The following is an 11,540-nucleotide window of genomic DNA, read 5'->3' on the forward strand; positions in this document are numbered from 1 at the left end:
TGTCTGAACAGGCCCGGCTCCGTCTGATTTTTGGGCAGGATGCCCAATAAATCAGTATCTCCTTAAGCCTGCGGCTGAAATTTGGCAAGCCGACTCACCTGGATGTCGGTGCTGAAGACGACGCCCATGTGGCGGTTGAAGAACGGGGTGAGGCCTTCGAGGATGGCCTCGGCGGTCTCGGCCGGGACGGCGGTGATGACCATCACCAGCACGTCGTCCTCGTTGAACATGAGGTGGGCGTCATGGGCGCCGTGGCTGCCCTTGCCCGAGAGATTGTGGAGCACCGTCCAGCCCCTGACGCCGGCGCGATCCAGCAAGTCCAGCACGAAGTCCTGCTGCTCGCCCTGGACGATGATCTCCAGCTTCTTCAGCTGGCTGTGCTTGAGCTCGTGCATGGGCTGGCTCTCCGAATACTGATGGTCATGGATTACCGGCGGCGGCGAGCTGCGATGCGCGCTCAGGCCGGCAGACGGATGGGCTGCGGCTGCCATGCATCGCCCTCACCGTGCTTGGGGTCGTACACCTGCGCCTGGGCCGTCTCCGGGTCCAGCACCACGAGCCTGATCCAGCCGTTCTGCACCAGCTCCCGAGGCTTGTAGAGCTTGGCCAGCAGGTCTTCCACCAAGCCGAAGGGGGCCTCGATGACGGTGATGAGCCGCATGGGCTGGTGATAGGGCCTGTCGCCGCGGAGCATGGTCTGGGCGGGCAGACCCGTGCGCAGATCGCTCAGGTTGCCGGTGACCACGCCGAAGCGCCCGACGATGTTGTGATACACCTTGCTGCCGCTGCCAAAGGCCTCGTTGTCGACCACCGAGAAGAAATGCTCCAGGTTGATCCACTGGGCGACGATGAGGGGCCCTGTGAGGATCGTCTCGAGCAGCCGGCCCTTGGGGTCCACGCGGTAGTCGTAGCTGTGCAGGAAGGCGCGGCCGTTTAGGTTCAATGTGCGCGTGAGCGCTCGGCGGCCGATGACGAAGGAGGCGTTCTTCGACAAGCCCCACTCCGGGCGGACCTGGGTCCAGTCCAGGGCATGGCGCTTTACGCGGCGGGCGGCGGCGTCCGGCCCGGAAATATCGGTCTCGCCGAGCTCGCGGCAGCGCTCGGCGGCGGTCAGGCGCCCGGCGGCGGTGAGGTCTTCGCGGATGCGGTCGACGCGGGTCAGCGCTGCCGGCGGCAGCTCGTCCAGGTCGGCCAGGTGGATCTCGTCGGTGGTGGTGTCGTGCAGGGCCGGGATGAAGTGGGTCTCGGCCGGGATAGTGATGCCCTGCTCTTTCAGCAGCTGTCGTACCTCCCGCCGGTTGGCCATGGCGGCGAAGATGCGGGCGTTCACCAGCCCCTGGTCGCCGCCGCAGGCGCCGCAATCCAAGGCCGACTCGTAGGGGTTGTTCTCGGACGTGCTGCCGTGGCCCACCACCAGCACGGCGCGCCCGAAGCCGGCCGTGAGCCCGATTCCCCGCAGGGCCGCGCCGATGAGCTGGGCCTGGCGCTTGGGCCGGAAGCCGACCTTGGCCAGGTGCTCGAGCTGGATGCGGGCCTGGTCCGAATTGACGCGATATTCGGCCTGAAGGGAGCGGATGAAAACGGCCTCGGCCGCTGCGTCCACGCCGAAGCGACGGGCGAATTCGGTCTGCCCCCGACGATTCTCCAACGCGGTCTCCCGCAGCTCCCTGAGCATGGGGCTGGTGAGCTGCTCGCGCTTGACGGCGAAGTGGCGCTCCACGGCGCGCAGGACCATCTCGTCCTGCAGGTTCGCCACCAGCTCCAGGGCCTCGTCCTCCGAGAGCTTGTCGAACAACAGCCGCGCCGGCGGCTTGCGGGTCTCCAGGCGCTGGCGCCAGGTGTTGTAGGCACGTGGCGCGAAGGTCTTGCCCACCATGTCGAAGCCGAACAGCAGCCCCACGGCCTCCACGGTGACATAGGGCGCGAGGACGGTGTTCTTGAGGTCATGCACCACCTCGTGCGCCAGATCGAACAGCGAGTGGGCGTGCTTGGCCTGGGTATGCGGCATCTCCACCGCCACGTTCTTCGGCGTCACCACCGCGGGGCAGAGCGCGGTCTCGTGACCCTTGCCAAACTCGACAAAGGCGATGGGGACGCCAAAGAAGCCCGCGATGCCAAAGGTCTCGTAGTCGCCGACGGCCTCCAAGTGGCGGCGGAGGCGCTCGGAGCGCACGTCGATGCAGAAAAGCGCTTGGACCTTGCCGATTGGACCGTCGTGCGTTGCGTCACCGCTCTGCGCTGATGCCGGCGCACCGCTGCACTGTGCTTCGGCCGCCGCGTCGATCTGCCCCAAGAGCGCGCGGATGTGGGCGCGCTCCAGCGCGCGGGTCCACAACATGCCCTCGTGTGCCTTGGCAGCATAGGTGCCGTCAATGATCTGATGCAGCGCGTCCTCGTCGCGTGCCAGCAGGGACGCCCGGTCGAAGCCGGCTGCAGCGGCCATGACTTGCACGCGACGGGCACGGGTGCAGGCCTCGCGGGTGGTTTTCTCTCGCTCGTAGTCCAGGTACAGGGCGTCGATGCGCGCAGGGTCCCCTGAGTCCAGCGTGACCTCGATGCGATGGGCGAAGTCCGGCAGCACCGTGCCGGCATTGAGCTCGCGGCGCAGCACGCATTCGTGCGGGTGCGTTGCTGCGAAGTCCAGCAGCGCCTCCCAGCGTAAATCCCGCTTGAGCCGCCGACCGGCATCCGTCAGCAGCGCCAGTGCCAGCACCAGGCGCACCGCCAGGTAGTCCACTAGGTCCGCCGGGTTGCGCTGCTGCCAGTAGTAATGCCCGGCCTGGGCGCGCCAGCGCACGAAGCCGGCCCAGCCGTGCAGCCGGGACAGCTCAACGGTGAAATAGTCCATCCAGCGCTGCTCAGGGATGCCGAGGCGTGTCATCACCAGGTCGATCATCGCCTCGGGCTCATCGGCCTCATCGAGGATGGCGGCGACGTCCAGCCCGCGCATCTTGAGGCGACGGTTACGCCGTGCGATGTTGGCCCAGGCCCGGAACAGTCCCTGCCTGCGCCCGGGCATGCGCCAGACGGACTGCCCTTCATCGAAGAAGTCCATCAGACCCTTGATGAGCAGCTCGTTCAAGGTCTCACCGATGCGTGTGCCGAAGAGCTGATCCGCCGCGTCGTAGAGGGTGAGGTCGCGGCCGAGCTGGTCGGCGAGGGGCTTAGCGGTGCCGGGGGGCATGGCGGTTTCCGGAAAACGGCGTGCGGCGGCCGATCAGCCCTGTCCGCCGCGGCGCAGGCAGTCGAGCACCGCCTCGGCGCAGGGCTCCCGGTCGCCGGGGGCGGGCTGACTGGTGGCGGTCATCATGGCAAGCAGGATCTGGCGCAGCATTGTGGCGACCTCGTCGGCAACCGCCGGCTCCTCGGGGCCGTGCTCGGCGAGCCAGCCTTCGACGAAGGCGTCGATCTCTGCGGCTACGTCGTCCTGCTGCAGTGCCCCTTCGGCGAGCATGGCCTGATACGCCGGCCGCGGCAGGAACCCGCGGGCGTGGAACAGCCGGGTCGCCTCGGCGACGGCCTGCTCGAAGGGCAGCTGCTCCAGCCCGTGCAGCGGATTGTGATGGATGAAATTGCGCATGGGCCAGAAGAAGGGCAGCACCTCGCCCGCCACCGTCGCCATGCTGCGGATCTTGAGCGTCTTGCCGAGGCTTGGACGGTGCTTAGCGTCCGCCCGGGGGAGGCCCGGCTGCCCTGCTGCATCAGCCTTGCTAACGGCCTTTCGGGGCAGGGAGGATGCCCCACCGCTCGCCTCGTCGAACATTGCATCGGTCACAGTATGCCCTCTACCAGCACCAGGCCGAACAGCGCCAGCAATACCATGCCGCCACCATGCATCAGCACGTCGCGGCGGTCCAAGTCTACATAGTCCAGGTCGGCACGCGGCTCGCCGAAGACGATGCCGGCCAGCAGATTGATGCCGGCCCAGGTCCAGAGCAGCCAGGCCAGGCTCAGTGGCACCAGGGTCAGCAGCTCGTTGGCGCCGATGCCGCCGAAGGCAAGGTCGGCCACGGCGAAGAACGCGGGCGAGAAAGGCACCGCAACCGCCACCAGCACGGCGACGATAAAGAGCGCCGCGAAGCGCGGCATGCGCAGTGCGAGCCCTGGATAGAGCCCGGTGCGGGCTATGCCGAAGCGCTGCGTCAGCCCATCGAGCAGAAACCATAGCGGCAGCAGGGAGGCTGCCAGCCCGAGCGCGGGCAGCAGCGGCGGCACATCGTGAGCGACCCCAACCCACACCAGCGCCAGCGCCGAGGTATAGAGCTGCCCGACCCAGATCTGCCCGTCCCGTGCACTCAGCAGCCTGAAAGCGTACAGCAACGAAGTAAGCCCGCCCCAGAAGGCGAAGGCGTTCAGCAGCCAGCCGCCGCCATCGCCCGCAAGCCAGCTGCCGACGCCAATCAGCATCGCCCCAAGCAGCGGGAGCACCAGCAGCACCAGCGCCTTGGCCTGCGGCTGTGCGAGTCGGTCGGCGGCGTGCTTAGGGAGATGCTGGATAAAGCGATTGATGCCGATGCTGAGCGGAAACAATGGCAGACAGAGCCCCGCCAGCACGAAGAATGGCAGCGCCAGCATCATCCCCAGAAGCCCGCCCATTGCTCAGACCCAACGTAGCCAGGCATTCAGGCGCCGGGAGGCGGTGAGCAGCTGCTCGCCCAGGCGGCTGTAGAAATCCGCGACATAGAACTCCCGGGAGAGCAGTGCATAGAGCCGCAGGTGCAGCTCCCGGAAGCGGCGTGTCAGGGGCTCCTGCGCGGCCTCGGAGCGGAACACCACGAGCCAGCCGGCGGAGATGAGCACGATCAGCAGGACCAGCACCAGCGCGAAGGTGGTGGCATTCACCGAGGCCGCCCGGTAGAGCGCCTCACGGAAGGCCGGGTCCGGATACAGCAGCGCATCGAAGGCATGCCCGACGATCACATAGGTCAGGATCACGGCGGCGAACGACAGCGCCACATAAAGCAGCACCGTAAAGGGCCGCTCACCGCCGATCTTGTAGACGAAGAACAAGGTCTGCGCACCGGTGATCCAGCCGAACAGGAGCAGGATCAGCGCGCCTTGGTGGTGCAAAAAGCCCTCGTCAACGAGCTGGTGTGCGCCGAAGACGATCAAGAGCGGCACGGTGATGGTGATGGCCGCGAATACCACCCAAGAGAGCGGGGGATACGGCACCTTGCGCTCCACCATGAACTTGTAGATCTCGCCCTCGGGAATATTCGGGTCCTTGCGAGCGTTGCCGATAATCGCCCCGGAGCCAAGGAAGAGGGTCGCCTTGAAAACACCATGGGCAATGAGGTGGTAGATCGCCAGCGAGAAGGCGCCGAGCCCGCACTCCATCACCATGTACCCCATCTGGCCCATCGTGGAGTAGCCGAGCGCCTTCTTGATGTCGCTTTGCATCAGCATCATGAGCGAGCCCATGATGGTCGTGATCAGCCCCACCGCAAAGGCCAGCAGCAGCACCGACTGGGTCTCGACGAAAACGGGCGCGAAGCGGTTGATGAGAAATCCGCCGGCATTGACGATGCCCGCGTGCATCAGCGCCGACACCGGTGTCGGGCCGTCCATGGTGTACGGTAGCCAGGTGTGCAGCGGGAACTGCGCGGACTTGGCGAAGGCCGCCAGCAGTATCAAGAAGCCGATGGTCTCCGCCAGCGGCAGGCCGAGCAGCGCAGTCTCGTCCGGTGCCGCAGCAACGGCCTCGAACACCGCCGGCAGGCTCAGCGTGCCATAGGCGTGATAGATGAGCGCAATGGCCGCGAGCAGCGGCAGATCTCCGACGCGATGGGTGAAGAGCGTCCAGAACGCGTAGCGGTTGGCCGCCGGCCGGCGCATGTCATGGTTCAGCAGGAAATACAGGCAGACCCCGAGCAGGTGCCAGCCGAGCAGCAGTGTCAGCAGGTCCCCCGCCAGCACCATCAGCAGGATGACGCCGATGATGGCGTCCAGCAGCACGAAGAACCGCGTATAGGCGGGATCGTCCTGCATATAGCGCACGCTGAATACGTGCACCACCAGGCCCACGGCGCTCACCAGCACCGCCATCAGGGTGCTGAGCGCATCCACGTAGAGCGTGAACAGCCCCAGGCCCACGCCGTAGAGCTCGGTGCCACCCTGCCCCAGCCGCCAGGCGAACAGCGCCACCGCCAGCGCGAAGGTGAGCGCGCTGGCGGCGACGCTGATGCGCGCCACGCCCTCGCCCAGGCGAGCGGCGCTGATGCGCACCGCGAGCGCCGAGCAGAACATCGCCAGGACCAAGCCGTAGGCGAGAACGGCGGCGAACGGGGCCATCGGTTGGAACGGGCTCCTCGGGTCGTGCTGAATCCTGCCCGCGCTGGCGCCGGAGTCTAGCAGGAAGCGGACCGCTGTTGAGCCCGCTGCACCCCGGCTTGCCGATGCCCGCGGTCGGCGGTCGGACGGCGCGCTCGTCGGAAGCCGCCCATCGGACCTGGCGCCGGCCAGCAACAACGTCCCGCATACCAGCAGCGGCTTCACCGACCGCGACGCCATCCGCGCGGCGCTGGCGAACGTAGAGGTCGCCGGCGCCGTCACGCTCGGCACGCTTCGGTGTTCGTGGTGCTTCGGCGCCGCCGGACTAGAACGCAGCGACGGCGAACCCTATGGTCCGCGCGGCGGCCGCCACATCAACCTGCTGCAGGTAGGCGACGAATGCCTCCGATCCCGGCTCGTTCAGATACCACTTGGCCAGTGCACTGGTGTCTCCCTAGGTGCTCGGCGCAGGCTCCGCCTTGCCGCCGAGGCGCTGCATGAGCCCGTGGGCGCTCTCGTGCATGGACAGCAGCGACGGGATCACCAGCAGCACCAGCACGGTGGCGAATCCGAGGCCAAAGGCAATGGACGTCGCCATTGGGATCAGGAACTGGGCCTGGTAGGACTGCTCGAAGAGCAACGGGGTCAGACCTGCAATGGTGGTCAGGGAGGTCAGGAGTACGGCGCGCAGGCGTTGGCAGGCGGCCTCCACGAGGGCCTCTTGGATGGGCATGCCAGCGGTACGCAGGTGCTTGTAGAAGGTCACCAGGATGATGCTGTCGTTCACGACGATGCCGGAGAGTCCAAACATGCCGAACAGCGACAGGATGGTGAGGTCGATGCCCATGACCCAGTGCCCCACCAGGGCACCGGTGAGCCCGAAGGGAATGACGGCCATCACCACCAGCGGCCAGCCGTACGAAGAGAACACCCAGGCCAAGATCAGGTAGATCAAGAGCAGCCCGAGGAGCAGGCCCTTGCGCATGTCCGAGAGCGTATCCCGCTGGTCCGCAGAGCGGCCCTCGAAGGAGTAATGGATGCCGTAATCCCGGGCCAGAGCCGGCAGCGGCCCCTCTTCCAGCGACGCGATGATTCGGTTGGTGTTGTTCACCTCCGTGTTGACGTCCGCCGTGACCTCGACGGCCAGCTCGCCGTCGGCATGGCGCAGCACCTCGAAACCGCGTCGGGAGCGCCACTCCGCCACTGCCGTCAGCGGCACGGACTCGCCGGCAGGCGTGCGGATATTGAGCCGATACAGGCTCGCCAGGCTCGCGCGCTCGGCGTCCGGCAGGCGCACGCGCACCTCCACTTCATCCGGGCCGTCCTGGAAGATCTGCACCAGCTGCCCATCGAAGGCGGTGCGCAACTGCCGGCCCAAGTCCGCAACCGTGAGGCCCAGTGCCTCCCCTGCCGGCGTCAGCGAATAAATGAGCTGCTCGCGGCCGTAGGCCATGTCGTCTTCGACTTCGCGCACGCCGTCGATGCCGGAGATGGTCTCTGACAGGTCCACGGCGGCGGCCTTGAGCTGGTCTGCATCGCTGCCGGTGAGCCGAATGGTGAGGTCTCGCCCCGGCGGACCAACCCGGCGGGAGGCGATGTTCAGGTTCTCGAGCCCCGCCGGCAGCTCGATGCGCTCGCGCCAGGCACGGATAAACTCGGTGTTGCGCACGTCGCGGAGATCGCCGTCGAGAAGCTCCACGGTGAGACCACCGAGCTGATCCGCATTACCGCCGTCACCGGCCTTGGTGCCATGGTAAGCGACCACAGAATTGATCAGCTTGCCGTCACTGGGCTGGTGGTCCAACGCTTCCTCAGTGGCGTAGAGGGTCTCCTCCAGGTGCAGCAGGAAGCGGTCCACCTTCTCCCGCGGCGTGCCGGCGACGAAGGTGATATTCGCGTTGATGATCTGCGACTCGGGTGTCGGGAAGAATGTAAAGCCGATGCGCCCGCCAGCCATGAGACCCACGGCAAGCAGCAGCAAGGCAATGGCCGCCGCCACGGTGGTGAATCGGTTGGCGATGGCGACACTGGCGAAGGGCCGGAAAATCCGGTCTCGGAAGGCCTCGAAGCCGCGGTCCAGCCGCGCGCGGATGGACTTGTGCTTGATCTTGTGTGTGTGCACAAAGGCGTTACGCAGGTGCCCCGGCAGCACCAGGAAGCTCTCCACCAGCGAGGCCAGGATCACGCAGATGATCACCAGTGGGATGGCGCCCAGGATGTTGCCGATGCGCCCGCCGACCAGCATCAGCGGCAGGAAGGCGGCGATGGTGGTGAGTGAGGAGGCGATGACGGGCGCCAGCATGCGTCTGGCGCCGCCCTCCGCCGCCAGCAAAGGGTCCTCGCCCATCTGATAGTGCGCCATGGCGTCCTCGCCGACGACGATGGCGTCGTCGACGATGATGCCGAGGGCCATGATCAGCGCGAACAGCGTGATCATGTTGATGGTGCCGCCCGTGAGGTAGAGGATGAAGAGCGTCGCGGCGAAGGATACCGGTATACCCCAGGCCACCCAAAAGGCGACCCGCCCGGTCAGGAATAGGTACAGGATGGCCACCACCAGCACCAAGCCACCTAGTCCGTTGCGCACTAACAGCATGATGCGCTCGCGCACCAGCTCCCAGGAGGCGTCGTAGACGGTAATCTCAACCCCCGGCGGCAGGCTCGGCCGGGTGTCGGCGAGCCAGTCCGCCAGCGTGCGGGCGGATTCCAAGGTGTCACCACTCTCGGCGCGGCGCACGATCATCTCCACGGCCGGCTTGCCGTCGACGGTGACCTCTACAGTGTTGTCGCTGGGGCCACGGTCGATCTCGGCGACGTCGCCCAGGTTGACGCGCAGCTCCTCATCGGTCTTCACCGGCAGGTCGCTGAAGGCGAGCGGGTCACGGCGCTTGTCCAGGCTGCGCAGCTCCCGGGCGCCCTCCTCCCGGCCGATGGCGCCCGCCGGCAGGTCGCGGCTGAATGCGCCGACGCGCTCGCCCAGGTCCTGGAGTCCAAGCTCCAGCTGCTCCAGGCGCTCGGTAGGGACCTGAATGGCGATTTCCTCATCCGGCAGGCCCTCGATGTCGACCTTATCCAGGCCGCGCGCGAGCAGCTCCGACTCGAACCGGCGCGCCAGCTTGCGCATTTCCGCCGGGTCATTCAGACCAGTGACCAGGAGCCTGGCCACCTGCTCATAACGCGTGAGCAGCGAGATCTCGGGCTTCTCGGCATCCTGCGGCAGGTTACGGAACTCATCCACAAAGCGGCGCACCTGGTCCAACGCCAGCAGCGGGTCGGTGCCCTCCACGAACTCCAGCGTGATGGCGGCGATGCCCTGACTCGACGTGCTGGTCATCTTGTCCAGGTTGTCGACGCTGCGCAGCCGCTGCTCCAGGGGCTCAGTAATGCCGTCTTCGATGTCTTCGGCGCTCGCGCCGGTCCAGACCACCCGCACCTGCACGATGTCCAGCTCGAAGGTAGGGAAGAACTGCACATTGAGCCGGTCCAGCGCGAAGGCGCCGGCGAGGATCATGATGATCATGAGCAGGTTCGCAGCGACCTTGTGATGGGCAAAAAGCCCGATCAGATCGCCGCGATGCTGCATCGCGGGCTGTTGCGGGTTGAATGTGCGCGGGCCGCGGCGGCCCTCGCCACCTCCCGACCCCGATGCCGTAGGCTCGGTCATTGCACCGCCTGCGCCTTACCCACCTCGGGGCTGCCGGATGCCCCGGCAGCGGCACCGGATGATCCGACGCCCGCGGGCGCCTTCGCCACACGCCCCTCGTCCAGCGTCTCAACGCGCAGCCCGTCAATGGCGTTCGGCATATGGGTCGTGACGATAAGGTCGCCGGCCTCGATCTGCGGCGAGCGCACCAAGAGGCGCTCTGCCCCCGCGTCGTCGCCGCTGCGCTCGCCGAGGGTCTCCACGTCGACACCCACCATGCGGCCGTCCTCGAGCTTGTAGATGCGGCCGCCGCCATAGACGGCGCGGAACGGTACGGCAATGACGCCGTCTCGTGCCGGCCGCTCCAGACGCAGGGTCAGCATCTGCCCGAGCCGCAGCGCCGCCGGATCACTCGCCACATGAAATAGGCCGTCGACGCCACTCGGCCCCGCCTCGCCCGCGATACGGTCGAGATGCAGCTCGAGCCGTCTGTCGCCGATATCGGCCGTGGCGGGCAAGCGGCCGCTCCCTGCCAATGCCGTCAGCAGCTCCGCTTGATAGGGTGCGGGAATGCGTGCCCGCACCTGCAGGCTGTCCAGCGCGAACATGCGGGCCAGCACCTCGCCCTTGCTCACCTGGTCGCCCTCGGTCACCGCGACGTCCGTCACAATGCCGTCGTAGGGCGCGCGCAGCGTGGCCCGCTCGTACTCCAGCTCCAGCTCCTGCAGTCGCGCCCGGTTACTCGCGAGACGCGCCTCGAGCGCCCGCAGGCGGGTCGGATGGTCCGCGATGCTCTGCTCGCGGTTGCTCACCGCCAGCGCCTGCTGCACTGCGGCCTGCTCGGCCTCGTCCAAGGCTTGCTCAGCGCCCACCTGCTGGGTCTTGAGACGCGCTTGGCGGGCAACGGCATCGCGTGCGAGCTCGAGCAGGCGCTTTTCCTTCTCCAGCGCCAGCTTGTCCGTTTCGTAGCGGTTTCGCTCGCTGTCGATCTGCGCCTCCAGCTCCGCGATTTGGGCTTCCGCTTGGGCCATGCGCGGCAGGAAATCGCGCGCGTCCAGGCGCACCAGCACATCCCCTGCTGCCACCCGGTCGCCATCCCGCACCTCGACCTCCGTAACCCAGGCGCTGGCGGACGCCGTCGCCCGCAGCAGATCCGGCGTTTCCACCCGGCCGTACAGGGTCAGCTCCGGCGCCAAGCGCTGGGGAGTTGCGCGCTCAACCTCAACGCGCCAGATACGCTCCTGCACCGCCGGGGGCGTCTGCTCCGGCTTGGTGGACTTGAGTACCCTGAAGGCGCCGACGCCGATGGCGAGTACCAGGATGGGGAGGAGGATTTTCAGAGCTGTGCGCACGGATCGAGGCCGCAGGATTGGAATCATTGTCTGCTCAGTAGCCCGTCACCGCAGGGGCCGACGGACGCTGCCAGTTGCTTTTTCCGACAGCCTTACAGAGTCGGGGTGCCCCTGCCCAAGAACAACGCGCGATGTCAATTGCGGTCCGCGCCAGCGCAGCCACAGCCCAGCGAAGCGCGCGGCTTGATGGCCCAGCGTCCAACAGTCGGCAACCGGGCCGCCTGGCATCAACTATTGCCGTCGTCATCCTCATCAATGACAGTGGATGGTAATCC

At 66.9% G+C, this 11,540-nt stretch carries 7 protein-coding genes and 1 pseudogene; all 8 read right to left on the minus strand.

Annotated features, from left to right (window positions below):
* Window positions 1-62: 62 nt before the first annotated feature.
* The 8 genes and pseudogenes from I6U14_RS03320 to I6U14_RS03355 all read right to left on the minus strand — a co-directional run bounded on the left by I6U14_RS03320 (window position 63) and on the right by I6U14_RS03355 (window position 11,292).
* The gene (locus tag I6U14_RS03320) at window positions 63-395 is read right to left on the minus strand and encodes a DUF190 domain-containing protein (protein WP_296896870.1); all 333 of its coding nucleotides are present in this window, start codon (window positions 393-395) and stop codon (window positions 63-65) included.
* A 62-nt stretch (window positions 396-457) separates the two neighbouring features.
* Window positions 458-3,184 carry a DUF2309 domain-containing protein gene (locus tag I6U14_RS03325; protein ID WP_296896871.1) on the minus strand — a complete coding sequence of 909 codons (2,727 nt, stop codon included), beginning with the start codon at window positions 3,182-3,184 and terminating at the stop codon, window positions 458-460.
* A 33-nt stretch (window positions 3,185-3,217) separates the two neighbouring features.
* Complete coding sequence (locus I6U14_RS03330) at window positions 3,218-3,775, minus strand: putative inorganic carbon transporter subunit DabA (protein WP_296896872.1); 558 nt, start codon at window positions 3,773-3,775, stop codon at window positions 3,218-3,220.
* Window positions 3,772-4,596, minus strand: coding sequence for a hypothetical protein (locus I6U14_RS03335; RefSeq protein ID WP_296896873.1), 825 nt, complete (start codon window positions 4,594-4,596; stop codon window positions 3,772-3,774). The genes I6U14_RS03330 and I6U14_RS03335 overlap by 4 nt, the downstream gene beginning before the upstream one ends.
* A 3-nt stretch (window positions 4,597-4,599) precedes the next feature.
* Window positions 4,600-6,291 (minus strand): proton-conducting transporter membrane subunit, encoded by a 1,692-nt coding sequence (locus I6U14_RS03340; protein ID WP_296896874.1) that lies wholly within the window; start codon window positions 6,289-6,291, stop codon window positions 4,600-4,602.
* 346 nt (window positions 6,292-6,637) lie between these two features.
* Window positions 6,638-6,709, minus strand: a pseudogene (locus I6U14_RS03345) (VapC toxin family PIN domain ribonuclease); the annotation flags it as partial.
* A gap of 15 nt (window positions 6,710-6,724) precedes the next feature.
* The gene (locus I6U14_RS03350) at window positions 6,725-9,853 is read right to left on the minus strand and encodes an efflux RND transporter permease subunit (protein WP_296896876.1); all 3,129 of its coding nucleotides are present in this window, start codon (window positions 9,851-9,853) and stop codon (window positions 6,725-6,727) included.
* Window positions 9,854-9,930: 77 nt separating this feature from the next.
* Complete coding sequence (locus tag I6U14_RS03355; RefSeq protein ID WP_296896877.1) at window positions 9,931-11,292, minus strand: efflux RND transporter periplasmic adaptor subunit; 1,362 nt, start codon at window positions 11,290-11,292, stop codon at window positions 9,931-9,933.
* Between the last annotated feature and the right edge of the window lie 248 nt (window positions 11,293-11,540).

The organism is Thiohalocapsa sp. (genome assembly GCF_019695415.1).
Taxonomy (GTDB): domain Bacteria; phylum Pseudomonadota; class Gammaproteobacteria; order Chromatiales; family Chromatiaceae; genus Thiohalocapsa.

Coding starts and splice junctions, on each gene's coding strand:
- I6U14_RS03320 (WP_296896870.1), bottom strand. CDS start 395: ATGCACGAGCTCAAGCACAGCCAGCTGAAGAAGCTGGAGATCATCGTC.
- I6U14_RS03325 (WP_296896871.1), bottom strand. CDS start 3,184: ATGCCCCCCGGCACCGCTAAGCCCCTCGCCGACCAGCTCGGCCGCGAC.
- I6U14_RS03335 (WP_296896873.1), bottom strand. CDS start 4,596: ATGGGCGGGCTTCTGGGGATGATGCTGGCGCTGCCATTCTTCGTGCTG.
- I6U14_RS03340 (WP_296896874.1), bottom strand. CDS start 6,291: ATGGCCCCGTTCGCCGCCGTTCTCGCCTACGGCTTGGTCCTGGCGATG.
- I6U14_RS03350 (WP_296896876.1), bottom strand. CDS start 9,853: ATGCAGCATCGCGGCGATCTGATCGGGCTTTTTGCCCATCACAAGGTC.
- I6U14_RS03355 (WP_296896877.1), bottom strand. CDS start 11,292: ATGATTCCAATCCTGCGGCCTCGATCCGTGCGCACAGCTCTGAAAATC.